At 56.4% G+C, this 23,191-nt stretch carries 22 protein-coding genes and 3 pseudogenes; 12 read left to right on the top strand and 13 right to left on the bottom strand.

Going from position 1 to position 23,191, the window contains the following annotated elements:
* Window positions 1-3: 3 nt before the first annotated feature.
* Window positions 4-1,233 carry an efflux RND transporter periplasmic adaptor subunit gene (locus ACKI2N_RS15540; RefSeq protein WP_420993654.1) on the bottom strand — a complete coding sequence of 410 codons (1,230 nt, stop codon included), beginning with the start codon at window positions 1,231-1,233 and terminating at the stop codon, window positions 4-6.
* 277 nt (window positions 1,234-1,510) lie between these two features.
* On the opposite strand from ACKI2N_RS15540, the gene ACKI2N_RS15535 reads away from it, so the two are divergent.
* Complete coding sequence (locus ACKI2N_RS15535) at window positions 1,511-2,152, top strand: TetR/AcrR family transcriptional regulator (RefSeq protein ID WP_420993655.1); 642 nt, start codon at window positions 1,511-1,513, stop codon at window positions 2,150-2,152.
* A 622-nt stretch (window positions 2,153-2,774) separates the two neighbouring features.
* Here the strand turns inward: ACKI2N_RS15535 and ACKI2N_RS15530 are convergent.
* Window positions 2,775-3,917 (bottom strand): PA0069 family radical SAM protein, encoded by a 1,143-nt coding sequence (locus tag ACKI2N_RS15530; protein WP_420993656.1) that lies wholly within the window; start codon window positions 3,915-3,917, stop codon window positions 2,775-2,777.
* 788 nt (window positions 3,918-4,705) lie between these two features.
* On the opposite strand from ACKI2N_RS15530, the gene ACKI2N_RS15525 reads away from it, so the two are divergent.
* Together ACKI2N_RS15525 and ACKI2N_RS15520 are read left to right on the top strand one after the other, a co-directional pair.
* Entirely contained in the window at window positions 4,706-5,740 is a 1,035-nt protein-coding gene (locus ACKI2N_RS15525; RefSeq protein WP_420993657.1) for a hypothetical protein, read from the top strand.
* Window positions 5,737-5,907 (top strand): hypothetical protein, encoded by a 171-nt coding sequence (locus ACKI2N_RS15520; RefSeq protein WP_420993729.1) that lies wholly within the window; start codon window positions 5,737-5,739, stop codon window positions 5,905-5,907. Before ACKI2N_RS15525 ends, ACKI2N_RS15520 begins: the two co-directional genes overlap by 4 nt.
* Before the next feature lie 26 nt (window positions 5,908-5,933).
* On the opposite strand, the pseudogene ACKI2N_RS15515 reads toward ACKI2N_RS15520, so the two are convergent.
* Window positions 5,934-6,059 (bottom strand): annotated as a pseudogene (locus ACKI2N_RS15515) (hypothetical protein); the annotation flags it as partial.
* A gap of 32 nt (window positions 6,060-6,091) precedes the next feature.
* Complete coding sequence (locus tag ACKI2N_RS15510; RefSeq protein WP_420993658.1) at window positions 6,092-6,694, bottom strand: TetR/AcrR family transcriptional regulator; 603 nt, start codon at window positions 6,692-6,694, stop codon at window positions 6,092-6,094.
* Window positions 6,695-6,884: 190 nt separating this feature from the next.
* Here ACKI2N_RS15510 and ACKI2N_RS15505 point away from each other — a divergent pair, with 190 nt between their 5' ends.
* The 5 genes and pseudogenes from ACKI2N_RS15505 (at window position 6,885) to ACKI2N_RS15485 (ending at window position 9,076) form a co-directional block, all read left to right on the top strand.
* Window positions 6,885-7,283 (top strand): glutathione S-transferase family protein, encoded by a 399-nt coding sequence (locus ACKI2N_RS15505; RefSeq protein ID WP_420993659.1) that lies wholly within the window; start codon window positions 6,885-6,887, stop codon window positions 7,281-7,283.
* Window positions 7,284-7,334: 51 nt separating this feature from the next.
* Window positions 7,335-7,529: a glutathione binding-like protein gene (locus ACKI2N_RS15500; protein WP_426989916.1), complete on the top strand. Its 195-nt coding sequence runs from the start codon at window positions 7,335-7,337 to the stop codon at window positions 7,527-7,529.
* A gap of 74 nt (window positions 7,530-7,603) precedes the next feature.
* Window positions 7,604-7,873, top strand: a complete 270-nt coding sequence (locus tag ACKI2N_RS15495; protein ID WP_420993660.1) for a LysR family transcriptional regulator — start codon at window positions 7,604-7,606, stop codon at window positions 7,871-7,873.
* 18 nt (window positions 7,874-7,891) lie between these two features.
* Window positions 7,892-7,999 (top strand): annotated as a pseudogene (locus ACKI2N_RS15490) (DUF1993 family protein); the annotation flags it as partial.
* Window positions 7,996-9,076: pseudogene (locus tag ACKI2N_RS15485) on the top strand (thiolase family protein). The pseudogenes ACKI2N_RS15490 and ACKI2N_RS15485, both read left to right, overlap by 4 nt.
* Window positions 9,077-9,118: 42 nt before the next feature.
* Here the strand turns inward: ACKI2N_RS15485 and ACKI2N_RS15480 are convergent.
* From ACKI2N_RS15480 to ACKI2N_RS15465, 4 genes are all read right to left on the bottom strand, one after another.
* Window positions 9,119-10,054, bottom strand: a complete 936-nt coding sequence (locus tag ACKI2N_RS15480) for a LysR substrate-binding domain-containing protein (protein WP_420993661.1) — start codon at window positions 10,052-10,054, stop codon at window positions 9,119-9,121.
* Window positions 10,055-10,542: 488 nt separating this feature from the next.
* Complete coding sequence (locus ACKI2N_RS15475; RefSeq protein ID WP_420993662.1) at window positions 10,543-11,289, bottom strand: SDR family oxidoreductase; 747 nt, start codon at window positions 11,287-11,289, stop codon at window positions 10,543-10,545.
* A 94-nt stretch (window positions 11,290-11,383) separates the two neighbouring features.
* Window positions 11,384-12,028 (bottom strand): glutathione S-transferase family protein, encoded by a 645-nt coding sequence (locus tag ACKI2N_RS15470; protein ID WP_420993663.1) that lies wholly within the window; start codon window positions 12,026-12,028, stop codon window positions 11,384-11,386.
* 196 nt (window positions 12,029-12,224) lie between these two features.
* Window positions 12,225-13,337: an alkene reductase gene (locus tag ACKI2N_RS15465; protein ID WP_420993664.1), complete on the bottom strand. Its 1,113-nt coding sequence runs from the start codon at window positions 13,335-13,337 to the stop codon at window positions 12,225-12,227.
* A 1,503-nt stretch (window positions 13,338-14,840) separates the two neighbouring features.
* On the opposite strand from ACKI2N_RS15465, the gene ACKI2N_RS15460 reads away from it, so the two are divergent.
* Window positions 14,841-15,467 carry a TetR/AcrR family transcriptional regulator gene (locus ACKI2N_RS15460; protein ID WP_420993665.1) on the top strand — a complete coding sequence of 209 codons (627 nt, stop codon included), beginning with the start codon at window positions 14,841-14,843 and terminating at the stop codon, window positions 15,465-15,467.
* On the opposite strand, the gene ACKI2N_RS15455 is transcribed toward ACKI2N_RS15460, so the two are convergent.
* Both ACKI2N_RS15455 and ACKI2N_RS15450 read right to left on the bottom strand, forming a co-directional pair.
* A complete protein-coding gene (locus tag ACKI2N_RS15455) occupies window positions 15,464-16,435 on the bottom strand; it encodes a LysR substrate-binding domain-containing protein (protein ID WP_420993666.1) in 972 nt (323 codons plus the stop codon). The two genes, ACKI2N_RS15460 and ACKI2N_RS15455, sit on opposite strands and share 4 nt — an antisense overlap.
* Window positions 16,436-16,533: 98 nt before the next feature.
* Entirely contained in the window at window positions 16,534-17,160 is a 627-nt protein-coding gene (locus ACKI2N_RS15450) for a DNA-3-methyladenine glycosylase I (protein ID WP_420993725.1), read from the bottom strand.
* A gap of 734 nt (window positions 17,161-17,894) precedes the next feature.
* On the opposite strand from ACKI2N_RS15450, the gene ACKI2N_RS15445 reads away from it, so the two are divergent.
* Together ACKI2N_RS15445 and ACKI2N_RS15440 are read left to right on the top strand one after the other, a co-directional pair.
* A complete protein-coding gene (locus ACKI2N_RS15445) occupies window positions 17,895-18,290 on the top strand; it encodes a cupin domain-containing protein (RefSeq protein ID WP_420993667.1) in 396 nt (131 codons plus the stop codon).
* A gap of 175 nt (window positions 18,291-18,465) precedes the next feature.
* Window positions 18,466-18,690, top strand: coding sequence for a hypothetical protein (locus tag ACKI2N_RS15440; RefSeq protein WP_426989912.1), 225 nt, complete (start codon window positions 18,466-18,468; stop codon window positions 18,688-18,690).
* A gap of 636 nt (window positions 18,691-19,326) precedes the next feature.
* On the opposite strand, the gene ACKI2N_RS15435 is transcribed toward ACKI2N_RS15440, so the two are convergent.
* Together ACKI2N_RS15435 and ACKI2N_RS15430 are read right to left on the bottom strand one after the other, a co-directional pair.
* Entirely contained in the window at window positions 19,327-19,641 is a 315-nt protein-coding gene (locus ACKI2N_RS15435; protein WP_420993668.1) for an epoxide hydrolase N-terminal domain-containing protein, read from the bottom strand.
* A complete protein-coding gene (locus tag ACKI2N_RS15430; RefSeq protein WP_420993669.1) occupies window positions 19,638-20,471 on the bottom strand; it encodes a tyrosine-type recombinase/integrase in 834 nt (277 codons plus the stop codon). The genes ACKI2N_RS15435 and ACKI2N_RS15430 overlap by 4 nt, the downstream gene beginning before the upstream one ends.
* 822 nt (window positions 20,472-21,293) lie before the next feature.
* Here ACKI2N_RS15430 and ACKI2N_RS15425 point away from each other — a divergent pair.
* A complete protein-coding gene (locus tag ACKI2N_RS15425) occupies window positions 21,294-22,229 on the top strand; it encodes a metallophosphoesterase (RefSeq protein ID WP_420993670.1) in 936 nt (311 codons plus the stop codon).
* Between the two features lie 281 nt (window positions 22,230-22,510).
* Here the strand turns inward: ACKI2N_RS15425 and ACKI2N_RS15420 are convergent, their stop codons facing one another.
* A complete protein-coding gene (locus ACKI2N_RS15420) occupies window positions 22,511-23,101 on the bottom strand; it encodes a hypothetical protein (RefSeq protein ID WP_420993671.1) in 591 nt (196 codons plus the stop codon).
* Window positions 23,102-23,191 lie beyond the last annotated feature (90 nt).

The following is a 23,191-nucleotide window of genomic DNA, read 5'->3' as shown; positions in this document are numbered from 1 at the left end:
GCATCAGTCCTGTTCGGCGAACGTGATAGAACCCGGCTTCGGCGCAACCTTGGAGCCGGGCGCTGCGAAAGGCACACCGTCGATTACGACCTGGTCCGTGGCTGCGAGACCGGAGCGGACCACGCGAAGCCCCCCGCGAAGATCGCCAATTTCAACTTTCTTCGGAGTGACGACGTTGTCCTTGCCTACTGTGAGGACGATGTGTTCCGACTGGTCCGCCATCACTGAAGCATCCGGCACGAGCAAAGTGGGTTCAGGTGTGGTTACAGCCAGACGGATACGGGCAAATCCACCGGGAGTCAGCACCAGGTCGGGATTACGAATCGTGGCGCGCGCGTGAATCGTGCCGCTCGAGCGGTCCAGGGTGTTGTCGAGGAAGTCCAGCGTGCCCTGGCGGTCGTACTTCGATTCGCCATTGAGGGAGAGCTCGATCTTGTTCGCAAGCGGCCCTTTTTCCTTAGCGCGCTGTTGCTGAAACCTCATGTAGTCAGCTTCACTCATGTCGAAGTTCAGGTAAATCGGGTCCATCGACACGATGGTGGCAAGCAGGGTGGTAGGACCGTTCGCTGCACGACTGCCGGCGATGATGTTGCCAGCTGAAACCTGGTGCGTGCCGATGCGTCCCGTAAAGGGCGCTTTGACTCGTGTGCGCTCCAAGTCGAATCGCGCATCGCGAATCTGTGCCTTCGCGTCATTCACTGCGGCCTGGGCGGCTCTCTTTTCCGCCAGACGCTGCTCAACGTTCTGTTGCGTGCCAGCGTCGGTGTTCTTCAGCGTCTCCGCACGGGTCAGTTCACGCCCAGCCAATTCGAGCCGGGCGGTTGCGCTTTCAAGCTGCGCTTGCGCTTTGGCAAGCGTGATTTCGTAAGGCTCTGGATCGATGACGAAGAGGACGTCGCCCTCGCGAATGATGTCACCATCCTTGAAGTTGATTTGCTTCAAAGTGCCGCCGACCTGAGCGCGAAGCTCCACATTCTTGACAGGTGAGAACTGACCCAGAAATCCAATTCGCGTCTCGATGTCTCGCTGCAATGGTGAGCTCACCGAGACGATTGGTGCTTTCGTCGGAGCGGCCTGCACCTTGTTCGAGCCTCCCGTGTAAAGCGTCAATGCACCGCCTGCCACCACTACAGCTGCTGCGGCGATTGAGCCCACCCAGAGTGTCGTCCCCTTCCTGCGGGAAGCCTGGCTCGCGCTACTTCCGGCGTCCAGCCGGGTGATGTCGTCATTCATCTTCATTCCTCGTTTGCTCTTAGAGAGGGATTGCGCCGCTGAGCACACCCAAGCCGGCACCGGTTAATTCCGAAGCGTCTGCGGCTCCCCAACCTCCCCGGCCAGTTGGCCGCGTTAGATGACTGCTTGACGCTATCTGGAGGTAAGATAAAATCCGTCATCTAAAAAGTCAAGAATTAGATGAGCGCTTGACACTATAATTTTTTTGACCGATAGTTCAGACGTAGTCGATACGGGGCTCTGACCGGCCTCGCATGCGACCTGAAGGAGCTTGCAAATGAAGAAGTCGAAGGCAGAAACTGCCGAGACAAGACGGCGGATCGTGGAAATTGCGGTGCGGATGTTCCGGCGCAACGGTATTCATGCGACAGGCGTGTCGGAAATCATGGCAGCCGCTGGTCTTACCCACGGGGGCTTTTATCGTCACTTCTCTTCCAAAGATCAGCTCGTCGCGGAGGCCTGTGCGGCGAGCATGGGGTCACTAGTAGAGAAAGCTGAGGCAGCCGCAGAAGGCGGGGCGGAGCAATTCTTGAATCACATTCAAGATTTCTTATCCGCTGAGTATCGGGACGATCGCTTGGGCGGATGCCCCTTGGTAGCGCTTGGAAGTGAACTTGCCCGAGCAGATGAAGACACCAGGCGTGCTGCTTCGAATGGATTCCGTGGGCTGATCGACGTCACGTCGGAGTATTTCGACTCGGAAGAGGCGAAAGGCGATGCGATCTTTACGTTGTCTGCGATGATTGGCGCAGTAACGATGTCGCGAATCATTGACGACCCGGGTCTGTCGGATCAGATCCTCGAAGAAGCGAAGAAGCGGTTGGCAAAGCTTCCTTCCAAATCCGCGGGAAAGAAGCGAACTGGGGCGAAGAAGTCGCTGGCCAGCGACCAAACTGCAGATGAGCCGCTGCAGCAGTAGGGGTGCACTTCGCGGCGTAAGCAACAGGGCGACATCACGTGGGAGCGAGAAAGCTGAATGAGGAGGCATCTTTCATTTCGACGCCGAGTCGATCCTGTGCTTCGATGGAATGAATGTGCGTAGGACAGCGATAAAAATCCTGTCTAACTGTTGAAAACATAGTCTCGGCGGATGCATAGACTCAAGTTCTATGTTCCAAAAGAATCGTTCTGTGTATCGGAACAATACATGTTTGTTCCATTCATGATTCGATGGTGCAATTGCGTGCAAGCATTTCTTCTAGAGTGGTGTGGCCGTGGAATAGCTGCGCTTGGTGCGCCGCCGGTGTCATCCTTTTCGCATCGAGCTGAAGACGAGCGGCAGCGGTAAGCACCATAGGGTGAGTGGCGGCCTATTGGGCTATCACCGTACAAATGGCGCGGGCTATTCTCGCTAAGAATTGCCTGGAGATAGCCGAACATTGGGCGGGGAGATGCTTCTTGATGTTTCTTCCGGCTAAGCGAGCAATCATCTCGCTTGAAAATTCGACGCCATACTAGAGCACCAGGCGAGCGCGATGTCCACGGAGTGCGACATCAGCTTGATTCGCATCCTCGGCGCATTCGCGCAATTCCTGCCACTGTCAGAAGAGGGGAGCCTGCCTGTCGTCCTTGCGCTTGCGAGAGGTTTCCAACGCAGGTGATCGTTCAGGTGCACGGAATAGAGATGTATCGAGTCTCAGCCGCTTATAGCTCAAGCCGAGACGGTCAGCAGCTTTGTAAAATCGCTGTCTCAGGAAATCTGCCCAAATTCCAGTGCCACTCATCCGCTGGGAAAAGTCTGCATCGTAATCCTTGCCTCCGCGCATCTCACGCACGCGGTTCATCACGCGCTCGGCGCGATCCGGATAGTGAGCCTCGAGCCATTCGAGGAACAATGGTCTCACCTCCCACGGCAGACGCAGCACAACATAGCTCGCGTATCGTGCGCCTGCTTCCTGTGCAGCTTCGAGAATCCGTTCGAGGTCTGGCTCTGTGATGAAAGGGATGATCGGCGCGACGCTAACGCCCACGGGTATGCCCGCGCTGGAAAGCTCGCGAATCGTGCGCAGCCTGCGCGACGGTGTTGCCGCGCGGGGTTCTAGTGTACGGGCAATGTCGGCATCTAACGTCGCGATTGTGATGTCCGCGAAAACAAGGCGCTTTTCGGCCATCGGTGCCAATAGATCAATATCGCGTTCAATTAGTGACGATTTGGTTATCAACGCAACGGGATGGTCGATTTCATGCAGCACCTCGAGAATCTCGCGCGTGATGCGATGTTCTCGCTCTATCGGTTGATAGGCATCCGTGTTTACTCCCAGCGCAATCGGCTCGCAGCGGTAGGACGGCTTGGAAAGCCCTTCACGAAGACGCGCCGCGGCGTTCGTCTTGGCGTAGAGTTTCGTCTCGAAATCTAGTCCTGGGGAAAGATCCAGGTAGGCGTGGGACGGCCGCGCAAAACAATAGATGCAACCGTGCTCGCAACCCCGATAGGGATTGAGCGAAACGTCGAAACGGATGTCTGGGGAACTGTTGCGCGTGAGAATAGACCTTGCGTGCTCAATGGTTACCTGAGTCAGCAACTTCGGTGGGGATGAATCAATCTCACGCTGATTCTCGTCGATTGGCTCAGCCCAGCCATCATCGAACATCTCACGCTGTTCGCGCTCGAATCGTCCCTGGACGTTGCTGATGGCCCCACGACCCTTCTGGGGTTGCGGGGGGCGGCCTCGTTCATTGCTCATATCAGTGGATCCACCCAGCCACCAATTCTGGCGAAACCAATCGGGATCGACTCAGAGATGTGTCTTTGTCTCGCCTGGGATCGCTGCTCCGGACTACCAGAGAGTGGCTTTCGCATTGTCAATATGAAAGCTTAAGCCAACCTGGTCTCATGCGTTGGATCATTGATCGGAAAGCAGAGTTTAGTTCTTCTAAACAATCCTACTTGCGCCGAATCGATGAGGCTAAAGGGATCTCCATGCGGTGCGTCCAGCTTGTCCGCAGAACTGGCCGCGCGACTCGTCACGACCGCGTTCGCACAAGCCGCGTCCAACCGAGATGCGCTACTAATCCCATTCGATAGCGCAAAGCTGCCGCGAGAGACGCCGGACGATGAGAGGCCATCCCTGCGCTCTACCATCGCTCAAACATTGAGAGGGCATGTGCGGTTGCTCGCACGCGCCGTGGCCGGTTGACTTGACGGCGCCGTGCCGACGGAGCTTTGCGACGCTTTGCAAACGCTCATTTCGCGCAGTGTCATTGAGCATGCCGAAAAAGGGCGCGTCGGAGCCCTCACGGATAGGTATAGCCCAAGTCGCTTTCTTGCGCGTGAAGAAGGCTCGTCAGCACAAGACCTCACAGCCGCATGGCGAAGGCTTGACAACAGTAATAAGGAAGCCATGCTGTAGGTGCTCGCTCAGTCCGACGACCCGGTGCTTCTTGCTGAGATTTGCCAGAATCTGCCCGCAGCGACAAAGCTCAGCATCCAAGCGAGGTTGCAGCAGCTGAAGACGGGAGAGGCTTCAACGCCTTGGACGTGGACCGAGCTACAGCATCGTATCAAGTCCTTGTTGGTCGCTGGCGAATATGGGCTTGCCCGGGACACCTGGATGACGCCGAGCAGATTTTAGATCGCGCGTCGTCGCAATTCCGGCTTGTCTTTTTTGGCCTTGGGCTTCGGCTGCTTCTAAAGGAGAAGAACTGGATCGCACTCGATGTCGCGGTAATCCCGTCAGGACTGGATACGCTCACGACGCAGCAAGCGCGCGATCAACTGGACTTCTACAGAGCGACCTCCCAACTGCTGCGCCCGAACGGTGATCTAGCAGATGCTCGGGTTGTGCTGCAGCGCCTCGCAACGCGTCCCGGTGCGGCCCCTGCATATAAGGAGAACGTCTTTGCAGTTGCCATTCAGCAGCTTCTGGGGCCAACGCTTCATCCATTGACCGGTGCGGACAAGGTGGCGGGCGAGGGCCTCCTTCTGGAAATCAATGCTGCCATCGCCGTGGACGGGAAGCTAGCCAGCAACAACTTGCTCGCCAATCGTGCGCTGCTCATGTTGGCCTTGCAAAGGCCTGAGCACGCATTGGAGAGCATGGCTGCGCGTCGTCAGGAGATGCGAAGCGCAGAACTTGAGCTTATCATCGTACTTGCAAAATCCGAGTTGAGGCTCCGGGACGAAGCGATGGCGATATTGGACGCGGCTATCACAGAGTTCGGCACTGGCGATCAATTTATCGCGCTCAAGAACGAGCTCCAAGCTGGTGATACTACGCCCAGCGTCGCTTCGGCATCGGTCGTGGTCGACTCGATTTCGTCCATCAGGGCCGCCTTGCAACAGTTGATCGAGCTTCCGTCTTCTCAGGTTGGTGACATACTCGGTCCCTCCGACAGTGGAGTACGAGGCTATCTCGTACGGCAAGTCTCACGCACCGTCGCCGCGCTTCAACATATGGCGGCGATGTTGCGTGACCGCAAAAATCCAGAGGACGAGGCAAAGTTTGAAGACGATCTCAACTCCGCTGTGAGAGAAGTGCTGGGAGCTTCGCTCGCAATCGCCAAATGAGCTCCACCGTCGGCAGCAGCGGCTGCAATGCCTTCCACAGTTCGTTGTTGATTTTCTTTCATGCCATGCTATCAGCTAACGTCCATCCGGCGCCGTTCGATGACATGGTTTTGTTAATGACTCTTAGCAGCATTACGGCGCGCCGCAAGAAGCCAATTGCCTCGTGAGGTTCCAGGTTCCCGATGGTCGATCCAAAGAAGAAACCTATGGGACATTGGGACTGTTTGGGCAACTCCTCAATGGCCATGTAGTCCTCGACCCGCAGATATATATCAAGATCAAGATAGATTGCCATCAGTGCTCGTGCCGCCCGCAGCAAATGTCTTCCGGAGATATCGATGAGCGTGTAATCTAGCTTGCCTGGTTTGCTGCGAGCACAGCGTTTGCTGCACTTTGAAGAAGCATCACGGCTTCATCTGGCTCAAGAACTTGCATACTAACGAAAGCGCCGTTAATCAAAACGGTCAGCTGACCAGCAACTCTGTCCGGGTCCGCGACATTGAGTCGCGTGGCAATCGCCTTTAAGCGGCGGCGCATTTCGCTTTTGTGGGCAGCTGCGACCTTGCGGGCGGGATGGTCAGGGTCGGGAAATTCTGCAGCTGCATTGATCTGCGCACAGCCTCGGTAGCAACGGTCATTGACACGCAGACCGATCCACTCCAGATGAGCATCCAATTCTGCCCCGGGATCGTCGGTGTGTTTCGCGGCGACCTCGTTCCATGTCTCCCAGAACGCCTTGTCTTCGCGTTCAAGATAGGCGGCCACCAGGTCGTCCTTCGTGCCGAAATATCGATACAGGCTGGTCTTGGCAACCCCGGCCTTTTGAATCACCAAATCCACGCCAACAGCACGGACACCTTGTGTGTAGAACAGGTCCGAAGCGGCGTCCAGCACCTTTTGCCGCACATCCGTACCTAATTCTTCCGCTTGTCGGCCTGCTCGAAGCGCTGGCATATCTGGCCTGTTCCTCTGCTTGTATAGCCACACTCTACCACGAGAACTTGACTCACTACATACCGGTCTGTATCGTTATAGGAAACAGACCGGTCAGTAGCGTGTGTGCGCAATCTGACTTCGATGAAGGGATGATTGCGAGGCAACTTCAGCGCCTCATTGACACAAAAAGGAATTCAAAGAGCACATCATGCACCTATATGACGTTTCAACTTCCACAGATTCTTTGCGGATTCGCGTTGCCTTGGCCGAAAAGGGCCTGTCCGATCAAATCGAACTCGTCGAAATCGACATGCCCACTAGCGCGCATGACGAGGCGCCTTTCGCCGACATCTATCCTGGCGGTGCGGTACCAATACTTGAGCTCGATGACGGCACCTTCGTTTCTGGGGTGACTGCTATCACCGAGCATCTCGACAACCTCGATGGGAGTCCTGTTCTGACCGGTACGACTCAGAAGGAACGAGCGCTGGTGCAGAGAATGCAGAGGTGCGCGGAGCAGGAACTCCTATACGCTCTCGGAGGCTATTTCTACTACGGCACCCCAGGTGGACGCTTGGCGTTGGAAGCGTTTCAATTGCCCCATTGAGATGGTCGCCCAGAATGGGCTGCGCTTGAGCGAGAGAGGGCACTCGGCGGTATGCATTACTTTGACGATGTGCTTGCAACACAGCCATACGTCGCTGGCGACAGATTCTCTATGGCGGACATTACGCTATGGTCGGCGCTGCACGTTGCATCGTCCCTAGGCATAGACGAGCCACCAGGATGTGAATCGCTCAGAGCATGGCACTCCGAAATGTGCCAGCGTCCTGCCATCCGAGTCCCCGCCTAGCCAACCAATCAACGTGTGATGGTGTTGCTTGCGAGAATGCATGCAGGCCAGCTTCCAATAGTAAGGTAGTTATCATGGACAAACTGGCTTCGATGCGGGTCTTCACGCACATCGTCGACCATGGCGGATTTAGCCGCGCTTCCCAAGCCTTGGGCATACCGAAGTCGACGATTTCGCGGAGCATCACTCTGTTGGAATCACAGCTGGGTGTTGCACTATTCCGCCGCACTACGCGCAACGTCAGCTTGACCGAGGAAGGTGCCTATTATTACGGCATGTGCAAGCGGATCTTTACTGCCATAGAAGAAGCGGATCTCTCAGTCTGCAGCCAAAACAAGTCCTAGATGAAGTGGAACCGCTATCCCAACTTTTTTTTCCACATTACAACTGCCTACGATATCTTTAGGCACATCGGCGTCCCGCTGGGAAAGCGGGACTATCTTGGTCTCTATGATGGAGTGTTCCAATGAGAAATCTGAATGTTGTGCTCTGCCACCCGTAAGGACGGCCATCGGTGCATACAACGGCGCTCTCAAATCCACGCCGACCACCGAACTCGGCGCGATTGTCTTTCGTGAGACCTTGCGCTGCGCCAATCGGTCCCCGCGATGACCATCAACCGAGTCTGCGATTCTGGCGCGCAAGCTATCGTTACAGCCGCTCAACAGATTGCCACCGGTGAAGCTGAGATGGCGCTTGTCGGAGGCGCGGAGAACATGGACCGTCCTCTCTATCTGATGGGCGCGGCCCGTTGGGGTTATCGAATGGAGCCGGCGGAGATCCTTGACAGCATGCTGACCCATGGCTTGCTAGACGCGTTCTCGGGGGAACACTCAGGCTGGCACACGGAAGACCTCGTGACGGCTTCGCAGCTAACTCGCGAGGATCAAGACCGATTCGCAGCCCGCTCGCAACAACGTTTCGCCGCCGCTCGCGAAGCCGGTCGGCTTGAAGCCGAGATTGTCCCCATTGAACTAGAAGGCAAGCGGGGAACCGAAAGCTTCGCCATCGACGAGGCGCCTCGTGCGGATACAACCGTTGAAATCCTGGCAAAGCTCAAATCAGCCTTCCGGGCTGATGGCAGTATCACCGCGGGCAATGCTCCGGGCCTGAATAGTGGCGCCGCCGCAATGATTGTTGCTGACCAGGCGGCAGCAGAGAACAGGAGCATCGAGCCTATGGCGCGTCTCGTGTCTTTTGGCGTAGCCGCCGTTGAGCTCAGTATGTTCGGACTAGGGCCCGTTCCAGCAGTCCGACTGGCGCTAGAACGAGCCGCATGGTCACTTGGCGATGTGGAGCGCATCGAAATAAATGAAGCCTTCGCTGCTGTCCCGCTGGCTGTTGGAAAACAGCTAGGGCTGCCCGAAGACCTGATCAATGTGGAGGGTGGCGCTGTCGCGCACGGGCATCCGATTAGCGCAACAGGCGCCGTCCTGACAGCACGGTTGCTTCATTCGATGAAACGAGACGGCCTTAAGCGAGGAATCGTCACACTGTGCATCGGTGGTGGCCAAGGTATCGCACTGGCTCTAGAGATGATCTCCTGAGCCTTGAAACGGCCGTCACGCACTGCTGGCGACGGCCGACTATCAAGATGGCTGACGCTCAAGGACCACTGTCTTCCCAAATCCGGAGAGGGACTGCCGGAGCTTGGGCGCGGCAAAATCGATGAACTTGCGCAGCTTGATTGGCATCAGGCTGCGCGAAACATGGATCATGTGCACTGGTACCGGTTCGACCTCGAATTCCGGCAGCAGGATTTCCAGTTGACCGGCTGCCAGTGCTTCCGCGATGTCGTGTTCGAGGAGCAAGGTTGCGCCCACGCCATCAGATGCAGCATCCGCCGCGGCGTCTGGAGATGTCACCTGGAGCCGCGGGTCGACTACGACCGTAATAGTTTTTCCCGTCTGCGGTAGCCGGAATCGCCATGGCGACAAATATGGGCTGTTGAAAACAACAGACGGAATCTTGGAAAGAGCGTCAGGCTCGCGCGGGACTCCGTACTTCTCCAGGAAGGCGGGGCTCGCACACAGGACTGGGCGCAGCATTCCTACTCGCGTAGCAATCATGCTGCTGTCGGCGAGCTCTCCAATGCGTATTGCCAGGTCAGCATGCATGTCGACTAGATCTACATTACGGTCAGACTGCAGCAGCTTGATCGAAATGTCTGGAAATAGGGACAGAAATTCGTTAACGATGGGCAGAACATGGAGTCTGCCGAGCTGGACTGGGGTAGTAATGACCAATTCACCCCGAGGAGAGGTGAACTCCCCCGTTGCTTCGCGTTCCTGGTCGTGAACCTGATCAAGAATCCGTCTAGCCGCTGCGACATAGGCGGCACCCGCGTCTGTCAGCGTCAGCTTGCGTGTTGTCCGGGTGAGCAGGCGGGTACCGAGAAATTCCTCAAGATCCGTGACTCTGCGGGTTAGCGTAGAGACGGGGATCTTCATTTCGCGTGCAGCTGCGGACAAGCTTCCCTTGTCGACGGCACTTAATAGCATCGCCATGGCTTCCAGACGGTCCACGTCATTTGCCCATTTTAAGATCGATGGCATGATTGTAAGAGAAAGATGCTATCGGATGTATCCACGCAAGGGTTCAACGTGGAGACGGACCACCCCGAATGGAGCACACGGCCCAAGGCAACGTGGTCTGCCAACCCTGCGGATTGCTCCCAGCGAAACTGGAGTTCCACAGTAGCCGAACCTCATACTTGTTGAGGTGGTGGGAGTAGTCGCATCCGAATCCCATATGGACCGCAGGATCGGCATAGGACTGCATCATGCTGGCAGTCGCCGGCATTGCCGCGATAACGTATCGTGGGCAGTGCGAAAATTTGAAAACCAAAGAAACAGCAGAGTCGAAACCTGCGTTGTGTCGAAGTCCGGGCCATCTTGGTCTTCCCCTGTTGAGCGGTGAAGCCAATCGCCAAAGGAGGAGTACTCTGGTCGCCCTTACGTCTCTATGACGTAGGGGCAACCAGGGCTTCGGCGATGTTCCGGACGCGACTACGTCAGACCTGCGTCAGACCACCATCCACCACCAGTTCGATTCCATTCGTATACGAAGAATCGTCGCTAGCGAGATAGAGCACTGACTTGGCCAATTCGACGGGCAAACCAAACCGCTTGAGGGGTACCTTTTCCTGCAGGCTCGCAGCAACTTGCTGGAGATCAGCCTCGGAAAGGCCCATCTTCCCGTAGAACGGAGTCGCAATCGTGCCAGGACTCACGGCGTTGACACGAATTCCCTTGCCGGCCAATTCCGCGCCGAGTGTGCGGACGAGCGACCGGGTAGCAGCCTTCGTGGCAGCCAGGACGGACAGTCCAGGCATCCCTACCTCGTTGAGGAACGATGTGGTCACGACAATACTACCGCCATTGGATATGAAGGGCACCGCCTTCTGGATGGTGAAGAACACGCCGTTGAAGTTGAGCGCAAAGTTGCTTTCGATGTATTCGGGCGTGATGGCTTCGAGCGGCGCTACAGTGCTTGCGCCAGCATTGGCAAAAACGACGTCTATACGACCAAACTTCACACGTGTTTCCTCGACAGCACGCTCGATATCCGCGACCTTTCTGACATCCGCCAGTACGGTGAGAGCCTTTCCTCCCAGCGCATTGCCGGCAGCTGCGAGGCGTTCGGCATTGGAGCCAACGATAGCAACCTTCGCTCCCTCGGTCAGAAACAGCTTCGCAGTCTCCAGACCAATACCGGAGGTGCCGCCTGTGATGAATGCCACTTTATCTTGCAGTTTCATTTCAAGCTCCAGATGTGAGACGCGATTTGCGCGCGTCATTGATGTTCGAAAGATTGGACGTAGTGAGATGTGGAAAGGCGTGCCCGTCAGGTTGTCATGCCGGGGAAACGACGGACGGTCTTTGGCTCATTTCGATGTGCCACGCCATGAGGGCAGTGAGGTCCTCGGGAATCTCCAGCTTGGCAACGCGTGCGAAATATAACCCTGCCCACACGGTGATATCTGCCATCGAAAATTCTTGTCCAGCTACGAATGGTTGCTTCGCCAACAGGTCGTTGAAGTAGCACATGGCCTCCATAGCTCGGTCACGCTCGAAGCCCGCCCACTCGGCACGTGCCTTCCATTCCGGACGCTTGTACGACATCAAGATAGGGCCGGGGCCTGGCGTCCCGTAGTGAAAGTAGTGGCCTACGGCGTAAAGCAACTCGCGCTCCGCACGCTTTTGCATCATATGGATCACCGCGCGCTGCCTGGGCGTAGTTCCAGTTAGCATCGGCTTGCCTTCCACATGGTCCAGGTACTCGATAATCGCGGTGCATTCCGAGAGGTAGGTTCCGTCGTCGAGTTCGAGAACGGGCACCGTACCTTCCGGATTTATCGCGAGAAACGGCTGTTGCTTGTGCTCGGCCCCGGGCAAATCGACGAAGACGAAGTCGATCAGAGAGCCGAGATTCTTCTCAGCCAGTGCGATGCGGACGCGAAGCGGATTCGGGAAATCGGGGAAGTCAAAGATCCTCATGATTCGTTCTTAGGTTTGCGGTATTGGGAAGTACTGCCATCGCTACGCGTGCTCACAAGCCCTGACTGCCCTCTGCTCCAAAGGGAATCCGCGGAATCCAAGAGCTCGAATGAGCAGTGGCCAGGAGATCCATCCCGCGGTCTTCACGGTTGGAGGGCGGCCGCTACAGGCGCCCTCGCGCTCAGATATTGATGCCTCAGGCCGCGGCCCGCGTTTCCTCGCCGTAGAACGGATAGTCGGTGTAGCCCACTTCCGTGCCGCCGGAGAACGTTGCTCTGTCATAAGCATTCAGGGGAAGGTTCTTGCGCAGCCGCTCTGGCAGATCAGGATTGGCCACAAAGTGGCGACCGAACGCCACGAGGTCTGCATCGCCCGCATCGACAATTTCCTGCGCCGTGCTGCCGGTGAATCCACCGGCAGCGATGATGATGCCGGGGTAGTGCTTGCGAATATGCCGAGCAGCGATGGCATCCGGGTTCGCCCCCTCTGTTTCACCAGCGCCCGTGATGCGCGGCTCAATGATGTGCACGTATGCCAGGTCGAACCTGGCAAGCTCTTGCGCGACGTAGGTGAAGAGCGTGACGGGGTCAGAGTCCGACACATCGTTGAATACCCCGCTCGGGCTCAGCCTGACGCCAAGCTTCCCATCACCAACCACATCGAGGACGGCGCGAATCGTTTCGACCAGCAGGCGCGCGCGATTCTCGAGCGAACCCCCATAGGTGTCCGTGCGCTTGTTGCTGCCGTCCTGGAGGAACTGGTCGAACAGGTATCCATTTGCCGCATAGAGTTCAACGCCGTCGAACCCAGCTTCCACCGCGCGCTGTGCGGCGGCACGGAAGCTCTCCACAAGGTCAGCGATCTCGTGTAGCTCAAGGGCGCGGTTCGGCGTGGCCGGGACCCAGCCGCCACGGGTGTGAGCAACACCGCTGTGAGGAATTGCCGACGGACCAACGGGGACGCCGCCATCGGGTTGGAGCTCAGCATGCGACTGGCGGCCAGCGTGGTAGAGCTGCATGAAAATCTTGGAGCCCTTTGCATGCACTGCCTGGGTGACGAGACTCCAGCCAGCAATTTGACTGTCATCGTAGATACCGGGCGAGCCCAGATAGCCGTTGCCGCCCATGGTTACTGCGGCTGCTTCAGTCAGCATGAAGCCTCCCTTGGAGGCGCGCTGGCCATAGTAGGTTGCCATCAGCGGCGTCGGGATTGCACCTTCTGCTGCGCGCATACGCGATACAGGCGCCATCACAACGCGGTGGGAAATCTCGTAGGCACCAACTTTAACAGTCGAAAAAAGCTTGGACATGATAATTTCGCAATTTAAAAGTACGTCAATCGGAATCAACAATAAGAGCTAAAAGGCGTCGATTTATCATGCGGTAAAGCAAATCAACACCGCTCGAAATTGGGTTACTTTATTTCCAATCCGTTGTGAATCGGATCAATGTGAACCCGGTGATGCAAGTGTATGAACGGAAGCGGAAAAGCAGTATCCGGCTGCGCCGGGAAACATTTCCCCACAGGATGGGGAGATGGCTGAGGAATCGGGCTCGCATTGTGGAGCAGCGATTTCAGTCGGACGTTTGTGGATTTTAATGCACATATAGGGACCATCAAAGCGGCAGTTCACGCCCCTGATGTGGCTATTTGTGCCGTTTGCAGCGCATTTTCTGCGCGCAGCCCGCGACGCTCTCCCGCGCCCGGATAACAATCATTGCCGGTGGCTAGCATGACCAGACGTCGGATGCTCATTGAGCTCATTGGGCAACCAGCAGGCCCGATCGCCACATTGCAGCGGAATCTCACACCAAATCGCGTAGTCGGGACTCGGGTCTATTGAGTCAATTTCGATAAATCGAGCGTTCTGCGAGCAGTGGGACGAAACGAAAGCGATCGGATTGGATGCTGCATTTCCGAGAGCGCACGTTCTATCAACTCTGCGGTACCAAAAAAAACCCCTGGGCCGCCGGTACGGTTCGGCCCAGGGGACGGGGGAGAAAGGTCAGGACGTGCGAGCACCATTCGAGTTTCGACACGGGGTCAGGCTCAGACGACAGGTAGAGGGAAAAGGCATATGAGCTAAATCGAAACGTATTTCGCTATAACCGATTAGAAAAATATCGTCACTTGTGTTATGAAATCAAGTTCAATATGCTGAAAGATTTATTTATCACAACGAAACAATTTAGCTTTGGAAAGAACGCGCCAATAATGTGTCCAGGCCGCGTAGCGATGATGGTGCGCCGGATGGGTGCCATCGAGAAGGAGCACCAGTAACCTTGGCCTGTTGGTGGTTTGTGCAGGACAAACTAGACTGGATGGAGGCCAGGTCTAGCAACGAAAGTCAATCTCCGCGCTTATAGCGCCGTTGCTAAGAGCGTGCGACGAGCGATTGAAAAACGCTTTGCGTTGCAATGGGCGCCACTGCCGCGAGCTCTTCTCTGTTCGACTAACTCCGTCATCCGAGAGATCGCTGCAAACCTTTTCTCTCAAAAAAATTCCCTGACTGCGGGAGCAGCCAGGGAGAGAGGATAAGAGAAAGTCAGGACGCAGCCAACCGAACCTGGAGCCTTCCGATGAAGAAACCGGCAATTCCCACGGAGAGCTAAGAGTCGCCGGAAAGAGATCGTAATGAATCGCATCCTGACGTTAGGACAGTAGCGGATAAACCATCATCTTCTCAAGTCATTATTTGAAAATAGAATGTTTGGTATAATTGAACAATACAGCGGGACCCGACTTCTGCGGTCCATCGACTGCATCGCGATGGCAGATGCGCACGCGATGTGGATGCACAAGAGGCAGCACCATGAAAGTCAGCAAGGAAAAGGTAGCTGAGAACCGGGCAGCCCTGATCGACGCCGCCAGACTATTGCTTAAAGAGAAGGGATTCGATGGCGCGAGTGTCGCAGAGATCAGCGCGAAGGCAGGGCTGACCCAAGGGGCGTTCTATCGGCAATTTGCCTCCAAGGACGAGCTCACGGCGATAGCTTGCCGACTTGACCTAGCTTCGCGTTGCGAACGCTGGGAAGCCGAAAGCAGCGACCGCAACGGCGCTCTGGCTTACATAGACGACTATCTGCTCTATGCATTGAGCCAGGATCCGACGGTCAACTGCCCCCTGGCCGCTTATGCGGGTGAGATTGCACGTCAGCCGAAGAGCGTGATGGCGGCCTTTGCAGACGGCACGGCGGAGATTGCCAAGCTGATGGAGTTCTCGCTGCGCAGGACACTCTCTCCGGCTCTGGCGCGTCGCAGAGCGCTGTTTCTGGTGACCTCTTTGGCTGGAGTAGTGGCTATCGCGAGAGCTATTAATCCGTCCAATTCGGAGCTCGCGAGAGAGATACTTAATGCTGCGGCGGTCGAAACCAAAAAGCTGATACTCTCACCGCCAAAGAAGAAGGCCCAAGGAGCGTCGCCATCGAAAGCTGCTTAGCCTCTCTTGCTATCTCTCAGAAGTGGGCAGCCAGGCATGGGGGCCGCCATCGTCGGTATCTTCCGTGGTCTATCTTCCAACGCGAACAAGTCTGACTGCTCGAAAAGTTTGGTGATCCAATCCAGGAAAACTTTGACCTTCGGAGGAAGATGGCGGTTCTGTGGATAGACTGCCGAGACGGGTAGTGAGCTTGGCTTCCACTGCGGCAGAATCTCCACAAACGAACCGATGCGTAAGTGCTCCTCGACCATGAATCGTGGAGGCTGCAATATCCCGAGGCCGGTGAGTCCACACTCGACATATGCTTCGACGTCGTGGAAACTGAGCTTGCCCATCATCGGCACATCTAGGCACTCGCCCTCCACTCGAAAACTCAGATCCGTGGGGCGGTTTGTCTTGCTCGACACATAGTGCAGTGCCTGGTGATTCTTCAGATCTTCGATGTCTTCGGGATGCCCATGGCGTCGCACGTAATCTGGGGTTGCCACGGTAATCTTCTGCATATCAGCTAGGCGACGTCCGATTAAGAAGCTGGAACTCTCAAGCTCGCCGGCTTGGACTGCGCAATCTACACCTTCTCCGATGAGGTCCACCCATCTGTCACAGTACGACAGAGTCAGTGCTATGTCCGGATACGTCGAATGGAAGTGCTGCAGTTGAGAAGTGACCAGCCATTTTCCTATGATGGCCGGCATGCTTACGCGCAGTTTGCCGCGAGGCCCATTTCCGGGTCCTCCCATCACGGCTTCCATTTCAGATACCTCGGCCAGGATTCTCAGAGAATGCTCGTAGTATTCCTCTCCCTCAGGAGTAAGCTTTACGGTGCGTGTCGTTCTCTGCAACAAGGGCACCCGAAGATGCCCTTCTAGATTCTTGACGATCATCGTCACAGAGGTACGGGAGATATGCAGGACGTTCGCAGCCCGGGAGAAGCTATTAGCCTCTACTACGCGTACGAACACCTCCATGGCATGTAACCGGTCCATCTTCCCTCACCCCTTACACGTTCTCTCCGTCACACCTCGCTATCGGGGAGACTCTTTTAATCTGCACCTGTCGGGCGTAGTCATGTACGTGGGACCTTGAATTTCTCTCGGGCGCGAAATGCAGCATCCCGAGCCCAGCAGCCTTCCACGTGGTCATTCACCAAGCCCAGCGCCTGCATCAAGGCATACATGTTCGTTGGCCCGACAAACTGCCAGCCGCGCTTTCGCAAATCCTTCGATAGGGCGATGGATTCTGGGCTGATGGTCATCGCGCGATACACCTCCAGTGTCACGCGTGTTGGACGACTCCTCGGGTCGGGTTCGTATTGCCAGAAATAGGCAGCCAGGGATGACTCCGTCCTTAGCATTTCCTGCGCACATTTGGCGTTATGAATGGCCGCTTGGATTTTTCCTCTGTGTCGCACAATGCCTCGATTGCCCAACAGTCGCTGAACATCGCGTTCAGAAAATCGAGCGACGTGCTCAATCTCGAAATCGGAGAAGGCCTCACGAAACGCCTCGCGCTTGCGAAGGATCGTCAGCCAACTCAAACCGGCTTGAAATCCCTCCAGACAGACCTTTTCGAAGATCCGTGTGTCATCCTGAACTGGGAAGCCCCATTCTTTGTCGTGATAGCGGCAGTAGTCTTCCAAGTCTCCGCACCAATCGCAACGAACTGATGCCTGTAGCCCGGCCTTTGACACCACCTCGCCTCCTTGATCGATCAACCTGGCAAGACCCTTCCGAGGCTTGCATGCTCGCGCTGGCGAACTGCCGTGTCGGAGGCTAAAAGTACTATCGGGACCGCATATTCTAATGATAGCCGGTGCTATCATTATGGTCAATGCACCCCATAGTTGGTCCTGATGCAGATATGTGCGCTGCTGGCGATGAGGAGTGAGTTATGTGGCGCCGTCGGATCGAGAATCGAAAGTACTACACGAGAGAATCTCGTTTCTCTGGTAGAACATCTCGTTTAGAAGTCTTGAGGGTACTGCTTGAGCACATCCGTACAGATGGCCACCCAGACATCACTGCAGAGAGGTGTTCTTGTGTTCACTCGCATTCCTCCGTGGACTCACTAGCGAACACGTCGGACGTCATGTGGCGTGAGGCTCCGCTTTGTGCGGTGGTCAGCTCGCAAACGAGCGCCGATGCTGCAGGGCTACTACGGCGCATTGCGAGCCTTGTTAGGCGCTGTAGCGCATCCACTATCAAGTTGCGCTTTGCGATCCACCGCTGCAGATACATGGATGTGTGTCGTGCAAAAAAACGCGCAGTCTCACTGCGCGGTCGGAAGAAAAATGCCGTGGGGTCAAATCACGGCACGACGGACTGTGAGGTGACGTGCTAATGGCCGCCAGCCCGTCGTGAGAAGGATATCTCCATCATACGAGCCTATGTATGGGCTTTACTTTGCGAGGCGCGTAGGGAGTCGGCTTTGATTGGCGCGAAGCGCGGCGCCGTATTCCATGATCTGCGCGGTCTCACTGCAAACCTCTGGTCCAAGATAGCGCTCAAGCAGATAGGGAGTCGTATCGATCCCGAGAATCACGCCATCACCCGTCACGATATCGCCCTCATCTACGACAAGCGCTTCGACAGCGGCTGTCGTCGAGTAGAGGCGTTCCATCGTTGTGATGGGACGTTCCTCTGGATCGGCTATCGCAACGACGAAGCAGGCGAGATGACAGTGCTGCTGAAGTGGGAGCCGGGCGCGGTTCTGCCTTTCCACAAGCATCCGGAAATCGAGCAGAGCTATGTCTTGGAGGGATCGTTTTACGACCACGACGGCATCTGCCGCGCGGGTCAATTCGTTTGGCGGCAGCCTGGCTAGCTGCACGAGACGCATTCGGATGAGGGCTGCCTGCTGCTTGCTGTCTATTGCAAGCCCAATGTGTTCTTTGGTACGGCGGGTTTCCGCAAGGCGTCCTGAAGTCGGGTGAGGGCGGGGCGATCCAAGTGGATTGCCCTGGTAGCCTATTCGGAGGAATCCATCCGGCGACGGCTTCGTGTTCGGCAAATTGAAAAATGATGATGACGCGGCTTGGGCCAAAGCGAATGTGCGGGCGAGCTGGGTACTGGGAGCCGCGCGTCTTTCGTCGGATGCGCTGTGGTGTGCTGGCGCGCAGGGTCTACGTAAGGTCGAAGCTGCGCTATTCATGCTTGGTTACGGCTTGCCACTGCTTCGCGGCAATCGAGAATCGCTCGCGTGCGGGCTAGGCATGGAAACTTGAGCTGATGTTGCGGGAACTGGCTAAGTGCGACGGTAGGGTGTGTTCGCGGGTCTCAGCGGACAGGATTTCGAGGGTGCGCTGCGCGTGCTCGACGCGCTGTCGCGCGCTGCAGCTGCGGCGCGCGACAGCGCCGGCAACATCGCCCTCCCCGGCAGCGCGGAGTCCTGACCGCGATGATGACTTAGCCTTCCGGAAGAGACTGGCTCTTTTCCTTCAAAGCTTTCGTGGCCGCCATGCTGGTGTTGTTCATCGCGCTCTATCTCGGCCTGCCGCGTCGGCTGGTGGCCTTGCGGTCCATGAGCTATGCGCGGATGCTGTTGACAGAGCCTGGCACCGGCTGGTGGTCGGCATCCTGGCGTTGGACCGGCTCATCAGCCAGCTTTCCTACGGCACCGAGACCACCGCGCGCGCAGCAGGCGTAGGAACTGTGCGGCCGCATGGCCATCGGGGGCGCTAGCATGTGATGGCGCGTTAGCAGCGTGTCCCGGTAGATGGGTCCAGTCCGGGCAGCGTCGAGGTACCGCACGCACCTCGACGCCGCACTGGCCTCCCACTGAGGCAGCGGGCGGCCGCAGGCCAATTTGAGCACGCGCGGTTCGCGCCGATGCCACCGGCCTCCGTGGCGCTGCATTCTCGTCAGCGCTGCCCCTGCCGCGAGCATCCAGTGCCTTGATGATAGGAGCGAGCTGGGAAGCGGGTCTTATCGCTGAAGCCATAGCCAGCGAGCGACGGCAACACAATATGGGATGCATCCTTGGACGTGCCGCCATGTGCGGTCGAATTAATCAACGGATCGATGGTTTCTAGGAACTCCACGATAGAGCTGGGCCAGTCGTGCGTCATGATCAGCGGCATCGCGTCCTGGTGCTTCGAGCGGATGTGCAGGAAATGGATGCCGAGGTCGTCAATCTCGGTCTTGAACTGCGGGTAGACGGGGCAACGGAGGATCAATTTCCGTTCGTGCTAGTGCGTCGCAGATCTGCGAGGTAATTCTTGACTGGTTCGGTATATTCAAATGGAATGCGGGCCTGTTCGAGGAACCAGGCTTCGATCTTGGTGTGCCAATCCAGCAAAACCTCCTGCGATCGGCGTTTGTAGTGTTTCTCGGCGATGGCCGATGGCCGGTGACCCTGGATTTGAGCAATCAGTCCGCTTGCCGCGCCAGATTCTTCCGCCAACGTGGCAAAGGAGCGGCGTAGGCCATGCAGGCTGACATGCGCTAATTCTGCGCGCTCCAGAGCTTGGTTGTGAGCAATGCGGGGTTCCGCGATGTAGCCACGGTCAGCTGACTTGCTTTCGAAAACGTAGGGAGATGGAGCGCGCTCTTTTTTCTGGGCATAGGCTTCACCTTGAGTTTTGAGCTTGCCGAAAAGGGAGGCGAGATAGGGCGGAATGGGTATGGTGCGTCCATTGTCCTTGTCCACCTTGTCGTCCAGCGTCATGCGGCGGGCTTTTAGGTCGACATCTTTCCATTCGAGCTTCGCAAGTTCTTCGCGGCGCGCGCCTGTCAGAAGCAAGCCCTGCAGGTAAGCGGAGATGATTGGATTCGAGATCGCCTGAACTTCTCGGAACCATGCGGCAAGGTGCAAGCGCTCCAGGCAGTCCCCGTCCTTAACTTTGGCTTTCGGCAATCCATCGCGGATTTGGCGGGATTTGTAAAGATCTGCCGGCACAATTCCTTGGTACGGAGGTACGTCCTGTAGCCAACGAATGAAGGCTCTAAGGTAGCGGTACGCTTGGCTGACTGCAGTCGGTCGCTTGGCTCTTTCGTTGTTCATCATGTCCGCGAGGACTTGACTTGTGAACTTGTTCAGGGGGACTGATAGGAAGCACGCCAGCACTCTTGCCTGTTGTTTTTCCGTGCGTTCGGCCGAGGCCCGGATGTGGTCGAGATAATTGCGCTCGCCCCAGTGAGGTTTACGAGCCTCCAGGACTCGCTGCTCTGTTAGGTTGATGGTGCGCGCCTCAACTTCTTGCCATCGGATATGGCCTCTTTCGATCGGTTCCTAGTGGTGCCGTCAAAGGCACGCTAAGGGCACATTTTTTTGCTGTTCTAATTTTTCGGAATCTCTTATGTTCCGCAATACGTGCGAGAAAAATGTATTAGAATAAATGAATTGGGGGACTCATCCTGTTGCTTCCGCGGAAATTCAGTTCTGGATTTTTCGACACCTTCCGACTTTTAATCCCCAAGGCGCGTTCGGCGGCGCCATTAACGCCGAATGAAAAGGAAAAGTCCATGACAATGCAAGCTATGCCGATCCCCAAGAACGGATCCTGTCCGCCTGGTTACCATTCTGCCGGCAACACGTGCGTGCCAAACGCAAACGCGAAACCCGCTATTCCAAAGAACGGCACCTGTCCGCCGGGTTGGCATAGCGAAGGCAACTATTGCATAGCCAACAGCGCAAATCCGAAGAATGTGATTCCCAAGAACGGACCGTGTCCTTCGGGGTATCACAGCGCGGGAAATTACTGCGTCCAGAACTAACGATTATCAATGCCACGTTTCATCGCAGCTTGCCAGCGCAAAGCGGCAAGGGTTATGCGCAGGTTCCAGGGCGCGAGAAGCGTTGGCCCCTGAGAAATATCGGAACAAAGCAATGATGGGTTATGACATTATCGGCGACGTCCATGGCGAGGCGCGCAAGCTTCAATCACTCTTGGTGCGCCTGGGTTACATCGAACGAGAAGGGGCATTTCGGCACCCGGAGCGGACCGCCATCTTCGTTGGTGATTTCATTGACCGCGGGCCGCATCAGCTAGAAACGATCAACATCGTGCGCCCCATGGTGCAGGCCGGCAGCGCACTGGCCGTCATGGGAAATCATGAATTCAATGCCATCGCCTGGTATCTGCGAGATCCTGACCAAAGCGACAAATACCTTCGCACCCGCGAAGGTGAAGTGGGGCAGAAGAACAGGAAACAGCATCAGGCATTCCTCGATGAGGTGGAGCGCAACTCCGATCTCCACGCCGAGATCATCGAGTGGTTTCTTTCCCTGCCTCTCTGGCTGGATCTCCCCGAACTGAGGGTGATTCATGCTTGCTGGCACTCCGACGCAATTGCGGAGCTTGAGCCACTTCTGAGGCCCGGACGTCTGCTGGATATCGAGATGATGGTCAAGGCGAGCCGCAAAGATACGCTGGAATACCGTCTGGTCGAAACGCTTCTGAAGGGTGTGGAAGTCCCGCTCCCGCCCGGTCGCACTTTCAAGGACAAATCGGGACATACCCGACATGAGGCCCGTATTCGCTGGTGGGACGGGTCAGCCACCAATTATCGCCAGGCGGCCATGGTTTCTCACGAAACCAGAGTTCAGCTTCCAGATGCCGATCTTCCCGGGAGTGCAAGGGTTTCCTACGCTGACGACAAGCCCGTCTTCGTCGGGCATTACTGGATGACCGGCAGGCCGGATGTCTTGTCGTCGGCCGTGGTGTGCGTCGATTACAGCGCGGGCAACGGTGGCCCACTCGTGGCTTATCGATGGAGCGGGGAGGCGGAACTGTCGGCTGACTATTTCGTCTCATCCCACTGATGCCTGAAGGCACGGCTGGGACATCTGGGCATGTCTTTACGTTGAAACTGATGTGGTCCTGCGGTTCACGGATTCAGTCCCTGATGGACAGGTTCATACCGCAATGGCGGCAGATTCGGGACGAGGTGAATCGACTGCCGGTACGGCATGAGGATTGGGCGGATTAGTGTGTGACGATGCCGTGGTGCCCCATCGTCGCGAGGCCTGAAGATGGAAGTATGGGGTTAATAAACGGCAAAGGGGAGTAGAGAGGGAGACCTATGGATTCTCGCTCCGAAAGATTAGCCTTCATCCTTGAGCAATTGCTTTGCGGTATCGACTTCCAAGAGCGTGAATGCCTGTGGGTTCATCTTGTACAGCATCCGGAAGGCTCCCAGACAACCGTCCGCTGGGGCGGTGCCTAGCGCTTCAGAATATGTTCTGTCAAGCGTAGAGGTTACGGGACCGAGATGAATTTGCTTACCGGCCGACATGGCAACATTCGCTAAGTCGGAGTACTCCTTGCCGGCACAAGCAAATAGCCCGGCTTTGGCCAGTTGGGCCTCTACAGGTGTCCTGAGGGCGCGGTCATCTGCGACCAGCTCCGCAAACGATCGAGTTAGTTCCGCATGTGCTCGTTGCTTGTCAACCGAGAAAGGGCTTTTGTCAAGGAACAAGCCAGGAATGCCAAGTGCCCCTGCAGCTAGTACGATGACTTGTGCAAGCGAGCTCTCTTCAAAGATGCTCTCGCCCGTTAAGGCAATCAAGCCCATTGACACCGCAACGAGAATTCCAGATACGGCGCCAAAGTACGCTTGATGAAATAAGTCTTTGATACCGAAGGCGAGGCTCAGGAGTGCAATGGTTCCGAAGAAAATAGTGCGAAGGTTCATGTTTAGGGTAAGCGCCCGGGCAGCACCGTCTAGACGCTGAAGCATCGATAAGAACAATAAGTCCCCACCTATCGATAAGTGGGGATCTAT

It is taken from the genome of Cupriavidus sp. 30B13, from assembly GCF_049059565.2.
Lineage (GTDB): Bacteria > Pseudomonadota > Gammaproteobacteria > Burkholderiales > Burkholderiaceae > Cupriavidus.
The sequence above is the reverse complement of the archived record's forward strand: the minus strand, read 5'-3'. Positions and strand labels throughout refer to the sequence as shown.

What these genes read in the sequence shown, in the direction of transcription:
- ACKI2N_RS15540 (WP_420993654.1), bottom strand. Translation starts at nt 1,233, where the DNA reads ATGAATGACGACATCACCCGGCTGGACGCCGGAAGTAGCGCGAGCCAG.
- ACKI2N_RS15535 (WP_420993655.1), top strand. Translation starts at nt 1,511, where the DNA reads ATGAAGAAGTCGAAGGCAGAAACTGCCGAGACAAGACGGCGGATCGTG.
- ACKI2N_RS15530 (WP_420993656.1), bottom strand. Translation starts at nt 3,917, where the DNA reads ATGAGCAATGAACGAGGCCGCCCCCCGCAACCCCAGAAGGGTCGTGGG.
- ACKI2N_RS15520 (WP_420993729.1), top strand. Translation starts at nt 5,737, where the DNA reads ATGAGCTCCACCGTCGGCAGCAGCGGCTGCAATGCCTTCCACAGTTCG.
- ACKI2N_RS15510 (WP_420993658.1), bottom strand. Translation starts at nt 6,694, where the DNA reads ATGCCAGCGCTTCGAGCAGGCCGACAAGCGGAAGAATTAGGTACGGAT.
- ACKI2N_RS15505 (WP_420993659.1), top strand. Translation starts at nt 6,885, where the DNA reads ATGCACCTATATGACGTTTCAACTTCCACAGATTCTTTGCGGATTCGC.
- ACKI2N_RS15500 (WP_426989916.1), top strand. Translation starts at nt 7,335, where the DNA reads ATGCATTACTTTGACGATGTGCTTGCAACACAGCCATACGTCGCTGGC.
- ACKI2N_RS15495 (WP_420993660.1), top strand. Translation starts at nt 7,604, where the DNA reads ATGGACAAACTGGCTTCGATGCGGGTCTTCACGCACATCGTCGACCAT.
- ACKI2N_RS15475 (WP_420993662.1), bottom strand. Translation starts at nt 11,289, where the DNA reads ATGAAACTGCAAGATAAAGTGGCATTCATCACAGGCGGCACCTCCGGT.
- ACKI2N_RS15470 (WP_420993663.1), bottom strand. Translation starts at nt 12,028, where the DNA reads ATGAGGATCTTTGACTTCCCCGATTTCCCGAATCCGCTTCGCGTCCGC.
- ACKI2N_RS15465 (WP_420993664.1), bottom strand. Translation starts at nt 13,337, where the DNA reads ATGTCCAAGCTTTTTTCGACTGTTAAAGTTGGTGCCTACGAGATTTCC.
- ACKI2N_RS15460 (WP_420993665.1), top strand. Translation starts at nt 14,841, where the DNA reads ATGAAAGTCAGCAAGGAAAAGGTAGCTGAGAACCGGGCAGCCCTGATC.
- ACKI2N_RS15455 (WP_420993666.1), bottom strand. Translation starts at nt 16,435, where the DNA reads ATGGAGGTGTTCGTACGCGTAGTAGAGGCTAATAGCTTCTCCCGGGCT.
- ACKI2N_RS15430 (WP_420993669.1), bottom strand. Translation starts at nt 20,471, where the DNA reads ATGATGAACAACGAAAGAGCCAAGCGACCGACTGCAGTCAGCCAAGCG.
- ACKI2N_RS15425 (WP_420993670.1), top strand. Translation starts at nt 21,294, where the DNA reads ATGATGGGTTATGACATTATCGGCGACGTCCATGGCGAGGCGCGCAAG.
- ACKI2N_RS15420 (WP_420993671.1), bottom strand. Translation starts at nt 23,101, where the DNA reads ATGAACCTTCGCACTATTTTCTTCGGAACCATTGCACTCCTGAGCCTC.